This window comes from Asanoa sp. WMMD1127 (genome assembly GCF_029626225.1).
In the GTDB taxonomy this organism is placed as follows: Bacteria; Actinomycetota; Actinomycetes; order Mycobacteriales; family Micromonosporaceae; genus Asanoa.
In genome coordinates, this window is sequence record NZ_JARUBP010000001.1 from 7,117,369 (window position 1) to 7,136,581 (window position 19,213).

General features: G+C 70.9%; 17 protein-coding genes and 1 pseudogene. 9 read left to right on the plus strand and 9 right to left on the minus strand.

Annotated elements, in window-relative coordinates:
* Window positions 1–104: 104 nt before the first annotated feature.
* The gene (rsgA, locus tag O7635_RS34085; RefSeq protein ID WP_278084603.1) at window positions 105–1,157 is read left to right on the plus strand and encodes a ribosome small subunit-dependent GTPase A; all 1,053 of its coding nucleotides are present in this window, start codon (window positions 105–107) and stop codon (window positions 1,155–1,157) included.
* Here rsgA and gsmA read toward each other — a convergent pair.
* From gsmA to O7635_RS34105, 4 genes are all read right to left on the minus strand, one after another.
* Window positions 1,154–2,263, minus strand: a complete 1,110-nt coding sequence (gsmA, locus tag O7635_RS34090; RefSeq protein ID WP_278084604.1) for a sporangiospore maturation cell wall hydrolase GsmA — start codon at window positions 2,261–2,263, stop codon at window positions 1,154–1,156. The two genes, rsgA and gsmA, sit on opposite strands and share 4 nt — an antisense overlap.
* 154 nt (window positions 2,264–2,417) lie before the next feature.
* Window positions 2,418–4,034, minus strand: a complete 1,617-nt coding sequence (locus O7635_RS34095) for a CocE/NonD family hydrolase (protein WP_278084605.1) — start codon at window positions 4,032–4,034, stop codon at window positions 2,418–2,420.
* Window positions 4,035–4,071: 37 nt separating this feature from the next.
* Window positions 4,072–5,535, minus strand: coding sequence for an alkaline phosphatase PhoX (locus O7635_RS34100; RefSeq protein ID WP_278084606.1), 1,464 nt, complete (start codon window positions 5,533–5,535; stop codon window positions 4,072–4,074).
* An 81-nt stretch (window positions 5,536–5,616) separates the two neighbouring features.
* On the minus strand, window positions 5,617–6,789 hold the full coding sequence (locus tag O7635_RS34105) for an NAD(P)/FAD-dependent oxidoreductase (RefSeq protein WP_278084607.1): 1,173 nt from the start codon (window positions 6,787–6,789) through the stop codon (window positions 5,617–5,619).
* An 82-nt stretch (window positions 6,790–6,871) separates the two neighbouring features.
* Here O7635_RS34105 and O7635_RS34110 point away from each other — a divergent pair, with 82 nt between their 5' ends.
* Window positions 6,872–7,408, plus strand: a complete 537-nt coding sequence (locus O7635_RS34110; protein ID WP_278084608.1) for a GNAT family N-acetyltransferase — start codon at window positions 6,872–6,874, stop codon at window positions 7,406–7,408.
* On the opposite strand, the gene O7635_RS34115 is transcribed toward O7635_RS34110, so the two are convergent.
* From O7635_RS34115 to O7635_RS34125, 3 genes are read right to left on the minus strand one after another with little or no spacing between them, the layout of a single operon-like run.
* Window positions 7,386–8,060 carry an MBL fold metallo-hydrolase gene (locus tag O7635_RS34115; protein ID WP_278084609.1) on the minus strand — a complete coding sequence of 225 codons (675 nt, stop codon included), beginning with the start codon at window positions 8,058–8,060 and terminating at the stop codon, window positions 7,386–7,388. The two genes, O7635_RS34110 and O7635_RS34115, sit on opposite strands and share 23 nt — an antisense overlap.
* A gap of 4 nt (window positions 8,061–8,064) precedes the next feature.
* Window positions 8,065–9,618 carry a tetratricopeptide repeat protein gene (locus O7635_RS34120; protein WP_278084610.1) on the minus strand — a complete coding sequence of 518 codons (1,554 nt, stop codon included), beginning with the start codon at window positions 9,616–9,618 and terminating at the stop codon, window positions 8,065–8,067.
* A gap of 30 nt (window positions 9,619–9,648) precedes the next feature.
* On the minus strand, window positions 9,649–10,827 hold the full coding sequence (locus O7635_RS34125; protein WP_278084611.1) for an MFS transporter: 1,179 nt from the start codon (window positions 10,825–10,827) through the stop codon (window positions 9,649–9,651).
* 92 nt (window positions 10,828–10,919) lie between these two features.
* Between O7635_RS34125 and O7635_RS34130 the strand changes: the two genes are divergently transcribed.
* A complete protein-coding gene (locus O7635_RS34130; RefSeq protein WP_278084612.1) occupies window positions 10,920–11,843 on the plus strand; it encodes a LysR family transcriptional regulator in 924 nt (307 codons plus the stop codon).
* Between the two features lie 380 nt (window positions 11,844–12,223).
* Here O7635_RS34130 and O7635_RS34135 read toward each other — a convergent pair whose 3' ends face one another.
* Window positions 12,224–12,544: a transcriptional regulator gene (locus tag O7635_RS34135; protein ID WP_278084613.1), complete on the minus strand. Its 321-nt coding sequence runs from the start codon at window positions 12,542–12,544 to the stop codon at window positions 12,224–12,226.
* A complete protein-coding gene (locus tag O7635_RS34140; RefSeq protein WP_278084614.1) occupies window positions 12,544–12,975 on the minus strand; it encodes a hypothetical protein in 432 nt (143 codons plus the stop codon). The genes O7635_RS34135 and O7635_RS34140 overlap by 1 nt, the downstream gene beginning before the upstream one ends.
* A 71-nt stretch (window positions 12,976–13,046) precedes the next feature.
* Between O7635_RS34140 and O7635_RS34145 the strand changes: the two are divergent.
* From O7635_RS34145 to O7635_RS34170, 6 genes and pseudogenes are all read left to right on the plus strand, one after another.
* A pseudogene (locus O7635_RS34145) lies at window positions 13,047–13,928 on the plus strand (amidohydrolase family protein); the annotation flags it as partial.
* Between the two features lie 668 nt (window positions 13,929–14,596).
* Window positions 14,597–15,238: a PadR family transcriptional regulator gene (locus O7635_RS34150; RefSeq protein WP_278084615.1), complete on the plus strand. Its 642-nt coding sequence runs from the start codon at window positions 14,597–14,599 to the stop codon at window positions 15,236–15,238.
* A gap of 102 nt (window positions 15,239–15,340) precedes the next feature.
* A complete protein-coding gene (locus O7635_RS34155) occupies window positions 15,341–16,306 on the plus strand; it encodes an ATP-binding cassette domain-containing protein (RefSeq protein ID WP_278084616.1) in 966 nt (321 codons plus the stop codon).
* On the plus strand, window positions 16,303–17,148 hold the full coding sequence (locus O7635_RS34160; protein ID WP_278084617.1) for an ABC transporter permease: 846 nt from the start codon (window positions 16,303–16,305) through the stop codon (window positions 17,146–17,148). The genes O7635_RS34155 and O7635_RS34160 overlap by 4 nt, the downstream gene beginning before the upstream one ends.
* Before the next feature lie 102 nt (window positions 17,149–17,250).
* On the plus strand, window positions 17,251–17,673 hold the full coding sequence (locus O7635_RS34165; protein ID WP_278084618.1) for a DoxX family protein: 423 nt from the start codon (window positions 17,251–17,253) through the stop codon (window positions 17,671–17,673).
* A gap of 27 nt (window positions 17,674–17,700) precedes the next feature.
* Complete coding sequence (locus tag O7635_RS34170) at window positions 17,701–18,534, plus strand: alpha/beta hydrolase (protein WP_278084619.1); 834 nt, start codon at window positions 17,701–17,703, stop codon at window positions 18,532–18,534.
* Window positions 18,535–19,213: the final 679 nt, after the last annotated feature.

Here is a 19,213-nt window from a genome sequence, read left to right on the forward strand (position 1 = left end):
CCCCTCCTGCTCGTACCCCCAAACCCTAGCGGTGGCCCGACCGGAATTCGGTTTCGGGCCCGTCGTGTGACGCCTACCGTCGATGGCAATGACGAAAGGCGAAAATGACCTTTGATCTCGCGTCCCTCGGGTGGGACGCCGCATACTCCGCCGACCTGCCGGCGTTCGACGCCGACGTCGTGCCGGGCCGCGTGGCCCGGGTCGACCGCGGCGTGTGCACCGTGCTGCGCGCCGGCGGCCCGGTCCGCGCCAGCCTGGCCGGCTCGGTGCTGGCCGCCGCGTCCCGCGACCCGGCCCGGCTGCCCTGCGCGGGCGACTGGGTGCTGGTCCGCGACTGGCCCGACGACCGGGTCACGCTGGAGGCGGTCCTCCCCCGCCGCACGGCGATCGTGCGGCGCACCGCCGACAAGGACTCGTCGGGCCAGGTGCTGGCGGCCAACCTCGACGTCGCCGCCGTGGTCGAGCCGCTGGAGCCGGCGCCCGACGTCGCCCGCGTCGAACGCCTGCTCGCGCTCGCCTGGGACTCCGGCGCCCGCCCGCTCGTGCTGCTCACCAAGAGCGACTCGGTGCCCGACCCCGCGGCGGTCGCCGCCGACCTGGCCCGGGCCGCGCCCGGCGTCGAGGTGCTGACCGTCAGCTCGCGCCGGGGCACGGGCCTCGACGCGGTCCGCCCGCTGGTCGCGCCCGGCCGCACGCTGGGCCTGCTCGGCCCCTCCGGCGCCGGCAAGTCGACCCTGGTCAACGCGCTGGCCGGCGCGGTCGTGATGGGCACGCGCGCGGTCCGCGAGAGCGACGGCAAAGGCCGACACATGACGACCTATCGGGCGCTGATCCCGATCCCCGGCGGCGGGGCCGTGCTCGACACCCCCGGCATGCGCCAGGTCGGGCTTTTGGAAGGGGCGGAGGGCCTCGACCGGGCGTTCGCCGAGGTGGCCGAGCTGGTCGCGGCGTGCAGGTTCGCGGACTGCTCCCATCAGTCCGAGCCCGGGTGCGCGATCCGCGCGGCGCTGGAGTCGGGCGAGCTCAGCCCGCGGCGGTGGGAGAGCTGGCAGCGGCTGAGCCGGGAGATCGCCTACGAGACACGCCGGCGCGAGGCCCGGCAGGCGGCCGTCGAACGCGCCCGCCAGAAACAGCACCGCGCCCGCGGAGCACGTTAGGGCTTGGCCTTCTTGGCGCGCGCCGGTGGGTCGTACCGGTAGAGGTTGTAGTCCTTCATCAGTTTGATCAGGTCGTTGGCGTAGTTCGGGTCGGTGGCGTAGCCGGCCTTGTGGATCTCCTTGGCGAACCGGTTCGGGTCGTTGCTGTACTTGAAGGCGGTGTCGTAGCGGTCGTGCACGGTCAGGAAATAGCCGTGGTCCGCGAACGACGCCGTCGCGTTCTTGTAGGCGCGGAACGTCGCCCTGGTGTCGAAGCACCGGCCGTTCTCGCACTCGCGGGTCGCGTAGGAGCGGCAGCCGAGCGCGATCGTGCCCGGGTTGCCGAAACACTTGATGCCGAAGTAGCTGTGGTCGCGCCGCGTCAGGTAGCTGCGGCCCCAGCCGGACTCCAGGATGGCCTGCGCGATCGTCACGGAGGCCGGCACCTTGTACTTCTTGAACCCGAGCTGCGCCGGCTCGGCCACCCGGGCGAGGAACTGCGCCGCGCCCGAGGCCGGCACCGTCGGCGGCACCTGGCCGCACCAGGGCAGGGCGGGCATGCCTTTGCTGTACGCGACCAGCGCGTCGGACACGTAACGGCCGTCGGTCAACCGGTTCCAGGCGTTGGTCGTACGGACGTGCTCGTCGACCTTCTGGCCCCAGACCTGGCAGTTGATCGAAACCACGGCGCCGTTCTTGAGCGTGCCGAGCCGCTTGGCGCTCGTGCTCGTGCCCGCCCGCACGTTGGCCGGCCCGCCGCCGGTGCTGATCTTCGCGACGCTGGCGCCCTTGGCGGTGCACCACGGCAGCCAGGGCCGCGCCGGCGACCAGCGCAGGTAGCCGTCCGCGACATAGCGGCCGTTGGAGAGCCGGTCCCAGTACGGCGTACCCTTGACGCGCTCGCCGAACTCCTGACAGACGGCCGTCACCCTGGCGCCGTCGGGCACGGAGCCGACGCGAGTGTCCGCCGTGGACGGTCCACTGCGGAGGTTGAGCGGTCCGCCGGCGGCCACGACCGCGGTCGGGGTGGCCGCCGCGGCGGACGCGGTCACGCCGGGTGCCAGGGCGACCGTCACCGTCGCCGCCAACAGGCTGGCGATGAGCGCACGCGTCAGGGCAGGCTTCACGGTCGGTCCCCCTTCCGGCCGGGCGCCGCTTGACGGTCCACGCCGTCACCGGCCAATTCAGGCTATTTGCCGGGATTGGTACCGGTGGGGAAAGTGAGAATCCCGCACGATAAATCCTTTTTGTCCGGAACGGCTCGACGGACCACGGGGCGGCTCAGGCCAGCGTGAAGCTCAGCGACGACGGCCGGGCCTCGTCGTGATAGACCCACCGCTGCCCACCGCGCATCTCGACCGCGCTCCCCAACGGCTCCCCCGTCCCGGGATTGCGCGCCCAGCGCGGATGCGCCCCACCGGAAACCTGCACCCGCACGCGATGACCGGCCGGGAAGCGATAGGCGGTCGGATACAACGGCACCTCGACGCGGGTCACGCCGTCCTGGTCGCGGGGAAACCGGCCGGGCACCACCCGGATCAGGCCGTCGCAGACGTTCGTCGACCGCCCGCGCGGGTCCACGTCGCACAGGCGGACGAACACGTCGAAGAACTCCGGCTCGCCGTGGGTGAAGATCGTCGCCGAGACGTCGCCGAGCAGGTCGAGGGGCGACTCCAGCGGCTCGCCCGTGAAGACCAGCACGTCGTCGCGCTCCTCGAGCGCGCGGTTGTCGACCGGCCCGGCCTTGTTGGCCGCCAGCACCGCGCCGCCGGCCGACGGCGTCGGGTCGGTCGGGTCGTAGTAGTAACGGGACGGCGCGCCCGAACCCGCGCCCGCGCCCAGCCCGCCACCCGCCCGCAGGAACAGCGCACCAGGGCGGCCGGACGGCGGCCAGTCCGGCAGGGTCCGCCACCCCGCGTTCCCCATGTGCACGTCCACCGCCGAAGCCGGCGGCGACCCCGCCATGGCCGCGCACAGGAACGCCAGCCCTTCGCGCAACCAGGCGCCGAGCAGCCCGGGACTCCCGTGCGTCCACGGCCCGATCATCAAATGGGGATCGGCCCCCGCTGCCTTCAACGCCGCGTAGTCGCGCAACTGGGCCGGCAGGAAGATGTCGTGCCAGCCGGTGATCATGAGGATCGGCGCACGTACCTCCGGAACGCTCGCGTCGAAGACGCGTGACGCCCAGTAGGCCGCGCCCGGCTCGACCTCGCGCAGCCACTCCTGGAAGAACGGCACGGCCGCGCCCACGGCGACCGTGTCGGCCGACGACAGCGGCATCGTGGCCAGCCCGCGCAGCAGCTTCGGCTGCCCCCGCCGCAGCTCCCGCTGCCGCGTGAGGAACGGCTGTCCCTCGGCGGCCAGCAGCTCGGCCCAGGTCAGCACGGTGTCGAGCGCGAACGCCTCACCGGCGTAGGTCGAGTCGCGCGTCGACGACGTCGTGCAGACCAGCACCATCGCGCGCAGCTCGTCGCCGACGTGCGGCGCGACCGCCCACTCGGTGAAGCCCTGGTAGCTGGAGCCGAACAGCGCGAGCCGCCCGTTGTAGAACGGCTGCCGGCGCAGCCAATCGACCGTGTCGGCGCCGTCGGCCTGCTCGTGCAGCAGCGGCTCGAACGTGCCGCCCGACCCGTACGTGCCGCGACAGGACTGGATGACGGCGTGCATCCCGCGCTCGGCGATGAGCCGCCCGAGGAGGGTGACCGGCCAGTCCCGCCCGTACGGCGTCCGGATCAGCACCGTCCCCGCGTCCGGCGCGTCGGTCGCGTAGTGGTCGGTCATCAGGATGACGCCGTCCCGCATGCGCACCCGCTGGTGCCGGTGGTAGGTGACCCGGCCGGCGGACCGCGGCAGGCGGAGCGCACGGGCGGCGGCGAAGGTCGCGACCTGGGCGAGCACGAACCCCACCGTACCCAGCCACCGCCCGTCGCAACGCTCAGACGCCGAGCTTCCGCCAGTCGCCCCAGATCGCGAACGTCATGCCCGCGCTGGCCTGGATGTTGACGAACAGCGTGCGCCCGTCGGGGCTGAACGTCGACCCGGCGAACTCGTCGTTGTAGCGCGTCGCCCCGGAGCTGGAGACCAGCCGGTTGAGCGCGATGTCGAACAGCTCACCGCCCCGGGTCAACCCCCGCAGGTAGTTGTCGTTGGTGTTGTCCTCGCAGACCACGAGCGTGCCGCGCGGGCTGGTGGTCACGTTGTCGGGGAAGTCCAGCGTGTCCGGTCCGGGCGACTGGTAGACGGCGCGCAGCACCTCGTGCCGCGGGTAGTAGGCCCAGATCTGCCCGTGCCCGTTGCCGTAACCGTCCGTCGCGTGCGGCCCGAGCTCGGTCTCCTCCTCGCCACCGCCCTGCGTCGACGTGAAATAGATGACCCCGTCGTCGTAGACCGCGCCCTCCAACCGGGAGAAATAGGCCGCCCCCTGCTCCCAGCCCTGCCGCGGCACGTACACCGTCGCGTCGTCGTTGGTCGTCGGCGCGGTCTCACCCGGGGTGTACGGGAATCGTGGCGCCGGATCGTCGATGTCGACCCACTTCACGTCGTACGTCGCTCCGCGCCGCTGCGCGCCCTCGAGGTGGATGTTGGGCCGCTTGCGCACGGCCAGCATCTGCAGCCGGCCCCGGTTGTCGAGGTGACCGAGCCGCATCGGGTCGCGCCGTGGCTTGTAGCGGTAGAAACCCGACGGGAACTCGAAGCTGTCCTCGGTGAGATAGAGGTAGCCCGAGTGCGGGTCCCAGGCGACCGCCTCGTGCGTGAACCGGCCGGCCGCGGTGATCGGCTCCCCGCTGGCCTCGCCCTTGACCGGCACCTCGAACACGTACCCGTGCGGCTGGGTGAGCGGCACGTTGGACGCGCCGGTGAAGTCGGGACCGACGTCCGGCCCGTTGACGGTCTCCTCGCAGGTCACCCAGCTGCCCCAGGGCATCCGCCCGCCGGAGCAGTTCATCATCGTGCCATTGACGCTGGTGTACGCCCGGCGGACCTCGCCGTGCGGCGACACGTGCACGGTCGTGGTGCCGCCGCGGGCCATGCTGTCGTACGGCGTACGCGGGCCGAAGGGCGTGCCAGGGTTGTTGATCTCGTGGTTGCGGATCAGGACGACGTCGCCGTCCCGCCCGCGGAAGGCCCCCATGCCGTCGTGGCGGCCGGGCAGGTTGGTGCCGTCGTCGAGCACGATCGGCGACTCGGTGTCGTGGAACGAGCGGTACTGGAAGCCGGCCGGCACGTGCAGCCGCACCTGGCCGTCCCGCAGGTCGGCGACGTTGTCGACGAGTGGCCGACGGGGGTGGGCGCCGGCCGCGTCGCGGTTGACGAAGCCGAGGAACGGCCCGCCGAGCACCGCGCCACCGGCAGCGGCGGCGGCGCCCCGCAACAACGTGCGGCGATCGAGGTCAGACATCGAGGACTCCTTTGTCGGATGCCGGAATCCATCGATCCTCACGACCGCGGGCCGCGCGCGCAACCGCTGGTTGGCCGGAAGTTAACCTTCTGGCAACCTGCCGACGAGCCGCGCCACGTTGTCCGGCGCGAAGAACTCGACCGGCGAGGTCACGCCGGAGTTGAGGCGGGCGAAGGCGTCCATCTTGTCCTGGTCTCCGGCGATCGCGCCGACGAGCTGGACCGTCTGCTCGTCCGGCGGCTGCAGGGCGGCGATCTGCAGCGTCATCTGGTAGACCGGCATCGCCCGGGTGTCCCGTCGGGTCTGATAGCCCGCCATCGCCTCGTCCCACGGCGCCGAGCCGGTCAGCGCGGCGTCGAGCGCCTCCGCGCAGCTCTCCGCGTCGAGGAACGCGTCGGTGATGCCCTGTGCGGTGATGAAGTCGCGGCTGTAGCCGGCGTCGCCGACCAGCGCCCAGCCCGGCCCGTAGGGCTGCCGGAAGTAGTTCGGCACCGAGGTGCCCGTGAACCGTTCCTCCCGCGTGGCGCCGCGGATCCGCTCCAGGAACGCGGGCGACGACGCGAACATCGCCATCAGCGTCCCCTCGACGTCGTTGCGGTGCGCGGCGAGCTCCGCGTGCGGCCAGCCGCCGATCACCAGCGTGCGGCCGTCGTTCGTCGGGCAGACGGCCCAACCCCGACCCGGCCGGCTGTAGGCCTCGAAGGTGTCGGTCGGCAGGTCGCTCCAGTAGGAGTAGTAGCCGACGGTCAGCGGCGGCCGCGCCTCGTACTCGGTGGCCTGCACCGCCTTGGCGACCACGGAGTTGCGCCCGTCCGCGCCGACCACGACGCGGGCCCGCTCGACCACGCCGCCGCCGCGGATCCCACCCTCCATGACCTCGTCGACGGTGAAGCCCTCGCGGACCTCGACACCGGCGGCCGCGGCGGCGTCCACCAGGATCTTGTCGAGCACGGTGCGCCGGGGCGCATAGGCGTACGGCGACTCGGCGGTGCCCGGCGCACCGGCCAGCGCGACCGGGCCGAAGTCGAAGGAGTAGCGGCCCACGGGCGGGCACCCCGTGGCGACGACCTGGTCGAGCAGGCCCCACCGGCGCAGCGCGGCGGCGCCCGGCGGGTGGATCACGTGGGTCGACACCGTGTCGCTGGGGAAGGTCGCCCGGTCCACCAGCAGCACCCGGTGATCGCGGCGGGCCAGCAGCATCGCCAGCGGCGCGCCGGCGCAGCGGGCGCCCACCACGATGACGTCGTAGGTCATGCCGGCCATGATGGGCGGACCACGCCCTCGTTGTCGAGTAATCCGTTTGCCCGCGGGGCGTTTCGTGGGCAGGCTCCCCACCATGGACGCTCCGCCCGAGGTGATCGACGCAGGTCCGGTGACGTTGCGGCGCTGGTCGGCCGAGTTCGCCGCCGCCGGCACGGCGGCGGTGCGCGAGTCGCTGCCCGAGCTCAAGCCGTTCCTGCCGTGGGCGACGGACGCCTACGACGAGGCGGCGACGCGCGGGTTCATCAAGACGTCGCTCGACAAGTGGGCCGAGGGCACGGAGTTCAACTACGCCATCATGGACGCCGCCGGTGAGGTGATCGGTGGTCTCGGCCTGATGAGCCGCATGGGCCCGGGCGTGCTCGAGGTCGGCTACTGGATGCGCACGGCGTACGCGGGGCGTGGGCACATGACCGCCGCCGTGCGGGCCGCCTCGGCCGTGGCGCTCACGTTGCCGGGCATCGAACGGGTCGCCATCCGGCACGACGTCGCCAACGGCGCGTCCGGCGCCGTCGCCACCAAGGCCGGCTTCGTCGAGGTCGCGCGGGTGCCCTCGGAGCCCGAGGCGCCCGGCGAGACGGGCACCGACGTCATCCGGGAGCGCCGCGCCTGACCAGGTCGCGGAACCGCTCGACGGCCCTGCCCCGCACCGCGGATCCGTGGCCGAACACGGCCACGTCGAAGTCGAGGTCGGCCAGCCGGGCGATGCTGGCCCTGGCCGCCACGCGGTCGTCGGTCATCGCCCGTGGCGTCGGCCGCACCTTGCCGCCGGCGGCCGCGTCACCGGCGAAGAGCACCCCGCCGCCCCGGTCGAGCAGGTAGGACACGTGGCCGGGCGTATGACCGGGGGTGTGGAAGGCGCGGATGCCTGGCACCGGCACCGGACCGTCGCCGGTGAGCACCTCGTCGACCGGCGCGGGTTCGGGTGTCTTCACGAACAGGCCGACCAGCTTCTGCACCGTCGTCAGCGCCGGCGCCTCGGCTCCGGTGATCACCGGGACGTCGAGCGTGTGGGCCACGACCCGGGCGTCCGAGCGGCGCCGCAGCTCGGCCAGGCCGCCCACGTGGTCCATGTGCTGGTGGGTGACCAGGATCGTGGTGATGTCGCCGACCGCCTTGCGCGCCTCGGCCAGCGCCCGCACGACCGCCGGCGCTTGCCCCGGCAGGCCGGTGTCGACCAGCACGACGCCGTCGTCGGTGACGACGACATGCAGGTTGACGAAGCCCATCCGCAGCTGCAGCACCCCGTCGGCGACCTCGCGCATGCGGTCATCCTCCCATCGGCGGGACCGCGCGGACAGCCTCGAGGGCCGGGTCGCGGTTGGCGGCGTACGCCTCGAAGGTCGGTGGCGCGTAGATGTCCGGCGCGATCCAGATCCGGTGGTCCATCGGCCAGCTCGACTGCCAGTAGAGGTCGGATACGTTCACCTCGAACCGGCTGTGCGGGAGCGTGAACGGCGCGGTCTCGCCGACGAAGTTCGGCCTGGATCCGGTGGGCTCGCCGACGAACACCGCGTCCGTGTGGTCGGCGAGGAACGTGGCGAAGTTCTGGGCGGCCGACAGCGTGTGCCGTCCGATGACGACGAACAGCTCACCGTCGTACGCGATGAGCTTGTGCAGCAACGGCATCGTGTGGAAGGTGTTGCCGCCCTCGTTCCAGCGGAGGTCGAGCACGAGCCGGCCGGGCCGCGTCTCGAACAGCGCCGCCAACTCGTCGAGCGGCTCGACCATGGTGTTGATCTGTGCGTACACCAGGCCGTCGTCCTGCCGCTCGTGCCAGTGTGCTGATTGGACGTTGCGCAGGTGCAGTGGCAGCGGGCTGCTCTGTAGGGCCGGCAGCCACCGCCAGCCGGGCGGGCACGGGCGGGCGTCGGAGTCGGCCTTACCGATGGGGCTCGCTCGCAGGGTGACGTCCTGTCTTTGGTGCAGGGTCAGCGTGAGCTCGTCGGGGCTGCGGGCGATGCCGAGGGCGTGCAGGAGGGTCGTGCGGGGCAGCTTGCGGGTGATCCCGGCGAGGGCGCCCTGCGGGTTGTCGCGGGCGACGATCTCGCCCATCCGTTTTATCGCCTCGTCGACACCGACGCCGTCCAGCGCGACCACCTGTGCGCCGAGGATTCCGTGGTGCTCGGGTGCGGCGGCGGTGACGAACAGGCCCTCGACGAAGTGCTCGACTTTGATCGGGACCGCCATGTGCAGGTCGTGGCGATCGGCCGGCGGCTCGACCCGGGCGTGCCCGTCGGCGAGGGTGGCGACGAGCCGGGACAGCTCGACGAGCATCTGCGCGTCGTTCGCCGTTGCCAGCTTGGCGACCGCGGCGTCGAAGTCGGGCGGGACCGAGGCACGCGACCGCCGCTTCACCTCGTGCGCGAAGAAGCTGAGGTCTTCCGGCCAGCCGGCCGCGGGCGGCACGACGAGCGCCGGCCAGCGGTCGTCGTCGCGCAGGGCGGCCAGGTGCTCGTCGGTCGCCAGCCCGTCGCGGTCGCGCAGGCCGCGGTCGAGCGCTTCCCGCAAGGCGTCGAAGGCGCCCTCGACGTCGCCGGTGCGGGCGCGGCACTGGGCGATCCTCTTCCAGATGTCGGCCGGCAGTGGGGTGCCCGGACCGTCCCAGGCGCCGAGCTCGGCGACGCGTTCGTAGGCGGTCAGCGCGCGGGCCAGGTCGCCCGCCTCGAAGGCCGCGGTCGCGAGACCGAGCCAGTGGTTGCCGTTGACCGGATTCGCGGAGACGACCCGCCGCCAAAGGTCGACGGCCGCGGCCCAGTCCTGGTCGCCGGCCCGCGCCTGAGCCGCAGCCACAACCCTCAGCTGCTCCGCCACGTCATCCATGTCGATCAGCCTAGATCCGTCTCGGCGGCGTCATTCGCTTTGAGACCGGTCCAAGCCGGAAAGCAGCGCGGGGCTCGCGAGGATCAGCAGACCCGCGACGAAGATGGCGGTGCGTGGGCTGGTGGCCTCGGCGAGCAGCCCGCCCAGCGCGGTCAGCATGGCGATAGCGGCGCTGCTGCTGATCGACCACGCGGACAGCGTGCGGGCGACCCGGTCCGCCGGCGTGTGCTCGAGCCGGTAGGTGGCCATGACCGGGTTGTAGAGGCTCATGCTCACGATGATCGCGAGCTCGATGACGATCACCGTGGCGAGACCGGCGAGGCCGGGCGGGACGAACGCGAGCCCGACCAACCAGACCGCGCGCAGGGCGCCGACCCGGCGCAGCACTGTGTCCCGGCCGTAGCGGGCCACGACCCGCCGGGCCAATCGCGCTCCGACGAGCCCGCCGATGCAGGGCAGCGCGAACGCCAGGCCGTACTGCCAGGGCGGGAATCCGAGATCGCGGAGCAGCACCACGGCGAGCAGCGGCTCGGTCGCCATGATGAGACCGGCGACGATCAGGTGGTTGAGCCAGAGGGCGCGCAGCCCGGGGTGGGTCACAATGTGCCGCCAGCCGCCGTTCCCGCTCGGCTGCCGCACCGGTCGGACCTCGCGCCCGCGGATGGTGGCGATGGTCGACGCCGACAGCAGGTAGCTGAACGCGTCGACCACCACCGTCGTCACCGGCCCGAACAGGCTGATCGCGGCGCCCCCGAGCGGTGGCCCGACCGCGATCGCACTCCACGTCGTCGACTCGAACCGGGCGTTGGCCTTGAGCAGTTCCTCCCGCGGGGCGAGGGTCTTGAGATAGGCGCCACTCGCCGCGGTGAAGGCGATCCGGGCGGCGGCGACCACGGCCGAGACAACCAGCAGGTGAGGGAACCCGAGCCGACCCAGGGCGTACGCGATCGGGATCGTCAAAATGGCCGCACACCGGGTCAGGTCCATCGCGATCAGCACGGGTCGCTTGCGGCAGGCCTCGACCCACGGCCCGAGCGGCAGGGCGATCAGCGCGCCGACGGCCGGCCCGATCGCGGCGAGGGTCGCCACCTGGGCGGGGCTCGCGTGCACCACGAGCACCGCGATGAGCGGGAAGGCGCCGAAGGACAGGCCGGAGCCGTACGCACTGACCGCGTACGCCAGCCAAAGCCTCGTGATCTCTCGCCGCACCCGGAGATCAGAGCAACGCGGCGGCCCTTTGGACCAACAACGGTGCCGGCGGCGTGCCACAACCGGCGGTTGTGTGCCTAGAGTGGGCGGCCGTGGACCTCGACGCCGTGCGCACCTTCGTCGCGATCGCGGACAGCGGCCAGTTCGGCGAGGCGGCGGCCGAGCTGGGCGTCACCCAGCAGGCGGTGTCGAAGCGCGTGGCGGCGCTGGAGAAGGACCTGGGGGCGCGGCTGTTCACCCGTACGCCGCGCGGCGCCCACCTCACCGTCGACGGCCAGGCTTTCCTGCCGCACGCCCGCGAGCTGCTCCGCGTGGCCGCGCGGGCGGACGCGTCGGTGCGCCCCGGCCGGCGCGCGCTGCGGGTCGACGTAGTCAGCCGCCGAGTAGCGCCGGCGGTGGTGCTGCAGGACTTCTACCGCGCGCACCCCGGTGTCGACCTCGACGTGGTAACGCTCGTGGCCGGCGTCGAGGAGGCGATAGCCGCGGTCGAGGCGGGCACGATCGACGCGACGTTCCACGCGGTGCCCGGCCTGCGCCTACCGCCGACGGTCCGCGCGGCGCCGGCGATCGAGGAGCCGCACGAACTGCTGGTCGGCCCGCGCCACACCCTGGCGAGGCTGCGCACCGTCACACCCTCCGCCTTGGCGGGGCACCGGATCTGGATGCCCGGGATGGCGCCGGGCACGGAGTGGTCGCGCTACTACGACGAGCTCGCGGCCGCGTTCGACCTGACGATCGACGTGGTCGGCCCGGTCTTCGGCTACGAGGCGTTGCTGGCCGAGATTGCCGATTCCCCCACGCTTGCGACGCTGGTCAGCGAACGCTCACGCTATCTGTGGCCGGACAGCTACGACCTGCGCCGCATCCCGGTCCGCAACCCAAGTCCCATCTACCCGATGTCCCTGATCTGGCGAGCCGACAACCGCCACCCCACCCTGACCACACTCCGCCGCCACCTCCAATCAGCGCGGTCCGCGGCGGCCGACGGCGATACCTGGCTCCCGCGCTGGCGCTAGCCCATAGCCGCCCGCACTCACGAAACCCCCGGGGCCAGACCGGGCTCCCCCAGCTGGCACGAGCCCGGGCTGACGGTCGCACCAACCCTCGGCCGACCGCCGCCTCGCACTGCGGTCCCGCGGGCTCGGCCGACCGCCGCCTCGCACTGCGGTCCCGCGGGCTCGGCCGACCGCCGCCTCGCACTGCGGTCCCGCGGGCTCGGCCGACCGCCGCCTCGCACTGCGGTCCCGCGGGCTCGGCCACCGCGGCGCAGCTGGCGGCCGACGAACCGCGACTACGCACGCTGCTGTGCGGCGATCCCGGCTCCTCACTCGGCGCGAAGTCCGCGTCGGAGCGACCCCGCGGCCACCGAGGACCAGACCGGCTGCCGGGTTTGGCGCTAGGCCGGCTCCACGTCCGCCGGTTGTGGCGCCCGAGCGGCGGCGGCGATGCGTTCCAGGGCGGCCGCGTGGGCCGTGAAGGCCGCCCGACCATGCGGGGTGAGGCGGACCAGCGTGCGTCGGCCACCGGCCGCGGCCAGCTTGCGTACTTCGACATAGCCCTGGTCCGCCAACGCGGACAGTTGCTTGGACAGGGCCGAGTCGCTCGTGCCCACCGTGTCGCGGATGAAGCCGAACTCCGTCCAGCTGGCCGGCGCCAGCAGGGCGACCACTGTCAGCCGCGCGGGCACGTGCAGGAACTCGTCGAAGTCGTCGTCCATCAGCGCCGCCGTAGTGGGCCGGCGGCCCGTAGGACCACCACCAGGCAGCCGACCGCGCCGGCGACGGCGGCGAGTAGGTGTGGGGTCGGTAGGCCGACCGCGCCGGCCGCCGAGGCCAGGCCACGGAGCACCGCCGCGAGGGCGATCCCGGCCGCCGCGCCGATGAGGATCTCGTTGGCCTTGGGCTTGCGGAGGACCGGCGCGCGCCGCAGGTAGACGAAGGCAAGCAGCGCCAGCAACGCGACCACCGGAAGGATCACCGCCCCGTTCCACGGCGCCGGCACGTCGAACGAGGCATAGGAGAGCAGCACGACCAACGCCAGCACCACCGCGTTGAAGAGCGACGAACTGTGCCGTAGCTCGCCGGCGCGGGACTGCTCCTGCCGCTTCTTGATGTCGTCGAGCGCCGCTTGCGCGTCATCAGGGTGCATCGTCGCCTCCTCTTTCCTGAGAGGAAAATACTGGGTTCTTTCCTCAGAGGCAAGTCCGCTATGTTGACTCCATGCCACCGCTCGCCGACTCGGACGTGCCGACGTTCTGGCAGGGGCTCGGCCTGCCGGGCCTGGCCGACGTGCACACCCACTTCCTGCCCGACCGCATGATGCGCCGCGTCTGGGCGCACTTCGACGAGGCCGGCCCGCTGGTCGGCATGCCGTGGCCGATCGCCTACCGCTGGCCCGACGAAGACCGCGTCGCCCACCTCCACGACATGGGTGTGCGCATCTTCAGCGCCCTCGCCTACGCCCACCGCCCCGGCATGGCCGCCGACCTCAACGAGTGGACGCTGGCCTTCGCCGCGCGTACGCCCGGATGCCTGCCCTGCGCCACGTTCTATCCGGAACCGTCGGCCCTGGCCGACACCCAAGCCGCCATCGACCGCGGCGCCCGGCTGTTCAAACTGCACCTCCAGGTCGCCGACTTCCACCCGGCCGACCCGCTGCTCGACGACGTGTGGGGCCTGCTCGCCGAGACCGACCTGCCGGTGATCGTCCACGCCGGCTCGGGCCCGGTCGCCCACGGCTACACCGGCCCGGCGCCGTTCGCCCAGGTGCTCGCGCGCCATCCACGACTACGCGCGATCATCGCCCACCTGGGCGCGCCGGAATACCTCGACTTCCTACGCCTGGCCGAGACCTACGACCGCGTAGCCCTCGACACCACGATGATGTTCACCGACTTCTTCGACCGCGCCCACCCCTTCCCGCGCGAAGCCCTACCCCGCCTACGCGACCTGGGCCTCGCGGGAAAGGTCCTACTCGGATCGGACTTCCCCAACATCCCCTACCCGTACGCCCACCAACTGGCCGGCCTGGCCAACCTGAACCTCGGCGACGCCTGGCTACGCGCGGTCTGCTGGCACAACGCGGCCCAGCTGTTCCCACTGACTGAAGGTGGTCGCGGGCCTACAAAGCCGCCTACATCTACGCCGCTGACCTCGTTCTCCAGACCTGTGGAGTCGGCCTCCCAGTGCGGCCGCGACGCCGACTGACCACCATCCGATGCGGGAGCCAGGCAGCCAGGGTGGCCGGCTGCCGGCTACCGCCGGAGCCACCCCCGCGAGGCATCCGCAATACATGACTTCTGTGCGTCGGAATCTAACGCGCAAGATGCATGTGGCTGGGCCTGGCTTCGGAGGTCTCCACCAGCACCGCTTGTAGGTCAGTGCTGACTCCACCCGGACCAGGGAGGGCACCCTAGTGTTGGTGGGAGTTGGCACCACCCTGGCGGGCGCGCAAGCGGAGCTCGTAGAGCAGGCCAAGTGGCGGGAGCACCTCAATCGGGACGCCCCCGAGCGCGTCCGCGATCAGACCGAACTGTGAGCGGGACACGGACGCACTGAACTGGAGTGGGCGAAGAGCCTGCGTAAACGACTGTCTGAGGGCGCCTGCACCATGGCTGATTCGGGTTCGTGGCGAACGGTCCCCGGACACCTCAAGATGCGCGTCTAATCAACCTTGACTAGATGTTTCCTCCTCGAATACTCTGGCCAAGTAGTCAAACTGGACTAGTCTAACCAATCCGTTCGCGACACCGAGAGAAGGAATCGAACCCGTGGGAAAGCTCGCGATCGATACGAGAGGGTTGAGCGGAGCTGGGCGCGTGTCGGCGACGAAGCTCCTGGTACTCGGTATCGTGCACCTCTCCGGCGGCGCGCATGGCTACCAGGTGCGGTCTGAACTGCAGAGCTGGGGTGCGGAGAGTTGGGCCAAGATCAAGCCCGGCTCGATTTATCACGCACTGAAGAAGGCGGCGGCTGATGGCCTCCTCACCGAACACGCCGAGCCGGGCAACTCTGGGCCGGAGCGCGTTCTGTACCGCGCGACAGCTCGGGGACGTGACGAGATGGTCGAACTGGTCCGCGACGGTCTGCGGCGCACCCACGACGCGGACATGCTCAACGCGTCCATCGCCATGTTGCCCATGCTGACCAGGGCAGATGCCATCGCGCAGGTTAACGAGCGGGTCGCGCGCCTGGAAGCGGAGCTCGTAGAGCAGGCCAAGTGGCGGGAGCACCCCAATCCGGACGCCCCCGAGCACGTCCGCGATCAGGCCGAACTGTGGGCGGGACACGCACGCACCGAACTGGAGTGGGCGAAGAGCCTGAGCAAACGACTGTCTGAAGGCGCCTACACCATGGCCGATGATCCGGGTTCATGGCGAACGGTCCCCGATCACCTCAAGATGCGCGTCTAATCAACCTTGATTAGACGTTCCCTTCTCATACTCTGGCCAAGTAGTCAAACTTGATTAGCTCAACCAATTCGTTCGCACCAACCGAGGGAAGGAATCGAACCCATGGGAAACCTCGCGATCGAGACGAGAGGGTTGAAAAAGAGCTTCGGCAAGACCCACGCGGTCGCCGGCGTGGACCTGGCCGTGAGCGCCGGGGGCGTGTACGGCGTGCTCGGTCCGAACGGGGCGGGCAAGACCACCACGATCCGCATACTGGCCACGCTCCTGCGCCCCGACGCCGGAGAGGCGCAAGTGCTCGGCTACGACGTCGTGCGTGACGCCCGGGCGGTGCGGAGCCGGGTGGGCCTCACCGGGCAGTTCGCGTCGGTCGACGAGGACCTCACCGGGGTGGAGAACCTGTTGCTGCTCGCCAGGCTGCTCGGCTACTCACGCCGCCGAGCCAGGGAGCGGGCGGCCGACCTGCTCGACGCGTTCGGCCTCGCCGATGCCGCCGACCGGCAGGTGAAGAAGTACTCCGGCGGGATGCGCCGGCGCATCGACATCGCGGCGAGCCTCGTCGTCACCCCCGAACTGATCTTCCTCGACGAGCCCACGACCGGGCTCGACCCGCGCAGCAGGAACCAGGTCTGGGAGATCGTCAGGGGCATGGTCGCCGAGGGCACCACCGTGTTGCTGACCACGCAGTACCTCGACGAGGCCGACCAGCTGGCCGACCGCATCGCGGTGATCGACCACGGGAAGGTCGTCGCCGAGGGCTCGAGCGGCCAGCTCAAGGCATCGGTCGGCGCCGGCTCGCTGCACGTGCGGCTACGTGCGCCCGAGCAGCGGGCCGAGGCAGAGCGGGTCCTCGCCGGCGTCCTCGAGGTGCCGGCCGAGCCGTCCGCCGACCCGGCCGCGCTGTCCGCGCGGATCTCCGACCCCGACCGGGTCGCCCGTTCCCTGGCCGAGCTGTCCCGCAGCGGCATCGACGTCACCGAGTTCGCGCTCGGTCAGCCGAGCCTGGACGAGGTGTTCCTCACCCTGACCGGACACGCCGCCGCGGAGACACACGAGGAGGATGCCGCATGAATGCCACGACCGCGGTGCAGGCGTCGGCGCCGGTCACTGAGGACGCGCTGCGCAGTGTGCTGTTGGCCGGTGAGCGGCCGTCTCGCCCCGGCCCGGTGCTCACCTCGCTGACGTTCGGCTGGCGGGCGCTGCTGAAGATCAAACACGTCCCGGAGCAGCTCGTCGACGTGACCATGTTCCCGATCATGTTCACGCTGATGTTCACCTATCTGTTCGGTGGCGCGCTCGCCGGGTCGACACAGACATACCTGCAATTCCTGCTGCCCGGCATCCTGGTGCAGGCGAACGTCATGATCACCATGAACACCGGCATAACGCTGAACACTGACATCCAGAAAGGCGTGTTCGACAGGTTCAGGTCACTTCCGGTGTGGCGACCCTCCCCGCTGGTCGGCGCCCTGCTCGGCGACCTGGTGCGCTACTCGATCGGGTCGGCGATCGTCATCACGCTCGGACTGGTCCTAGGGTTCCGGCCGGAGGGCGGCGCCGTCGGCGTGGTGCTCTCGGTGCTGCTGCTGCTGGTGTTTTCGTTCTGCTTGTCGTGGCTGTGGACGATGCTCAGCCTGATCCTGCGCACCCCGAACTCGGTCGCGGGGGTCAGCCTGATGGTGATGTTCCCGCTGACGTTCGTGAGCAACATCTTCGTGGACCCGAAGACGATGCCCGGGTGGTTGCAGGCGGTCGTCGAGGTCAACCCGATCACCCACCTGGCGACCGTGGTACGCGGCCTGATGGACGGCTCGGTGCCCGCCGGAGAAATCGGCTGGGTGCTCGTCTCATCCGTACTTCTCGTCGCGGTGTTCGGTCCCATCACCATGATCCTCTACCGCAACAAGAAGTAGATGCCGCTACCGCGAGCACTTGGTCGAAATCAACTCCGACGACCCGGCCCACTCCACCAACGCCTCACCGGTACCAGGCCCGGACACGACAAGGAGAGCCGAATGAGCACCATCCCCAAGGACAACTCGGAAACCGTTGCGCACACGCCCGGGCGGGCGAGCGGCATCGGGGTCTGGATTCTGCAAGTCGTGCTGGCCGCGATAATCGCCGGCGGCGGAATCTCGAAGCTCGCCGGCGACCCGGTCATGGTGGACATGTTCGCCGGCATCGGGGCTGGCCAGTGGCTCCGGTACCTGGTCGGAGCGCTGGAGGTCGCGGGAGGGGTTGGACTTCTGATCCCGGCTCTGGCGGGCCTGGCCGGTCTCGGGTTGGCGGCATTGCTGACCGGTGCTGTCATCACCGATCAGTTCGTGCTCGAGCAGAGCCCTTGGCTGCCGCTCGCCTTACTCGTCGTGGCGGCCGTGATCGCAAGGGCGCGGTGGTCGCGCACCGAGGCCGTCGTCGGCACGCTGCTCAGGCGCTGAGACAAACCTCTCGAACGGAGATGTGAGATGAACGAGATGGCCTTTCGCGTGACATCAAACGATGGCACCACCATCGCCTACGACAGGGAAGGAAGCGGTCCGGCCGTCATTCTGGTGGGCGGAGCACTCGACGAGGGGGTGGAGAACGCTCCCTTGGCGCCGGCTCTCGCCGAGCACTTCACGGTCTACAACTATGCCCGTCGGGGACGCGGCGCGAGCGGCTTCACCGAGCCGTACGCCGTGGAAAGGGAGATCGAGGACCTGGATGCGTTGATCGCGGAGGCGGGCGGCTCGGCACACCTGTTCGGGGCGTCCTCAGGCGGCGCGCTGGCGCTGGAAGCCGCCGCGGCCGGGTCAGCCATCGACACGATCGCCGTCTGGGAGGTGCCCTACGCGGTCGGGGACGACATACGCCCGCGATTCGAGGAGTACATCGCAGACACCCGACGCGCCTTCGACGCCGGGCGAGACGAGGAGGTTCTCGAACTGTTCATGCGCATGACCGGCGCCTCCGACGACAACATCGCGGCCAGGAAAGCGGCAGGCAAGCAGACGGCTCATTGGGCGCATTCGGTCGCCCTCGCGCCCACGCTGGTCCACGACAGCGTTTTCCTCAACCGCTACCAATTGCCGGCCGATCGACTGGCAACGGTCACCCAACCGGTCCTGGTCACCACCGGAGGGCCGATCACGGTCCCCTATATGGCAGGCCTGCCCTCGGACTTCTTCGACCGCGCAGCCGACGAGCTTGCAGACCTACTGCCCCACGCTCGACGGGAGACCCTTGAGGGGCCGGATCACGTCGTCGACCCACAGACCGTCGGCCCGCTGTTGCTACGGTTCTTCAGCAGCGAACACTGAGGGGCCCGCGAGGTGTTGCGGGAAGACCGATTAGGCACCGCGCAAGCAGATCTTCGTCGCGCCAGGGACACGGGGCGGACAGGTGGTGTCGAGGTTGATGTCGTCAGCGGCATCACGGGCCTGATCCTGGGCGTGCTCGTCACCAACGTCTTCGTCACCACGCAAGGCCGGGCCGTCGTACTGACCTGGGCCTCAGTGGGACTCGACCTGGCCTACTCGCTGCTCATCGGCTCCGTCGTCGGTCGTACCCCGCACTCCGGGCCGCCTCAGTACCGCCCACCGAACCCCTGCGCAGCACATGACCAGGCACCTCGGTAGGGCCATTGATTCCGGGCTGTGGTCGCATGCGGTCACCGTTCCCGGGGGGTGGCCCGGTGCCGAAAGTCGTGCCCACGGCGTCCGACGGGATGCCCGATCTGGGATGTGCAACCGCGCGCTGCAGCGCAAGCACGGCGTCGGCTTCCGAACCGTGACAGCGGCGCTGCACCGCCTGCAAGGCCCACGGTGACGCCGACGGCACCCGTGCCCTCATTGAGGTCCTGATGCTGCACCGGCCGGGTCGAGGTGGCCGGCGATCGCGGCCAGCTGGCGGCGGAGGGCGCGTTCGCGGTTGGCTGCGATGGTCCGCAGGTCCTCTGAGGACTCGGGCGTCGCTTCCTGACAGCTGTCGACGACGTCG

What these genes read in the sequence shown, in the direction of transcription:
- rsgA (WP_278084603.1), top strand. Translation starts at nt 105, where the DNA reads ATGACCTTTGATCTCGCGTCCCTCGGGTGGGACGCCGCATACTCCGCC.
- O7635_RS34100 (WP_278084606.1), bottom strand. Translation starts at nt 5,535, where the DNA reads ATGTCTGACCTCGATCGCCGCACGTTGTTGCGGGGCGCCGCCGCCGCT.
- O7635_RS34105 (WP_278084607.1), bottom strand. Translation starts at nt 6,789, where the DNA reads ATGACCTACGACGTCATCGTGGTGGGCGCCCGCTGCGCCGGCGCGCCG.
- O7635_RS34110 (WP_278084608.1), top strand. Translation starts at nt 6,872, where the DNA reads ATGGACGCTCCGCCCGAGGTGATCGACGCAGGTCCGGTGACGTTGCGG.
- O7635_RS34115 (WP_278084609.1), bottom strand. Translation starts at nt 8,060, where the DNA reads ATGCGCGAGGTCGCCGACGGGGTGCTGCAGCTGCGGATGGGCTTCGTC.
- O7635_RS34120 (WP_278084610.1), bottom strand. Translation starts at nt 9,618, where the DNA reads ATGGATGACGTGGCGGAGCAGCTGAGGGTTGTGGCTGCGGCTCAGGCG.
- O7635_RS34135 (WP_278084613.1), bottom strand. Translation starts at nt 12,544, where the DNA reads ATGGACGACGACTTCGACGAGTTCCTGCACGTGCCCGCGCGGCTGACA.
- O7635_RS34140 (WP_278084614.1), bottom strand. Translation starts at nt 12,975, where the DNA reads ATGCACCCTGATGACGCGCAAGCGGCGCTCGACGACATCAAGAAGCGG.
- O7635_RS34155 (WP_278084616.1), top strand. Translation starts at nt 15,341, where the DNA reads ATGGGAAACCTCGCGATCGAGACGAGAGGGTTGAAAAAGAGCTTCGGC.
- O7635_RS34160 (WP_278084617.1), top strand. Translation starts at nt 16,303, where the DNA reads ATGAATGCCACGACCGCGGTGCAGGCGTCGGCGCCGGTCACTGAGGAC.
- O7635_RS34165 (WP_278084618.1), top strand. Translation starts at nt 17,251, where the DNA reads ATGAGCACCATCCCCAAGGACAACTCGGAAACCGTTGCGCACACGCCC.
- O7635_RS34170 (WP_278084619.1), top strand. Translation starts at nt 17,701, where the DNA reads ATGAACGAGATGGCCTTTCGCGTGACATCAAACGATGGCACCACCATC.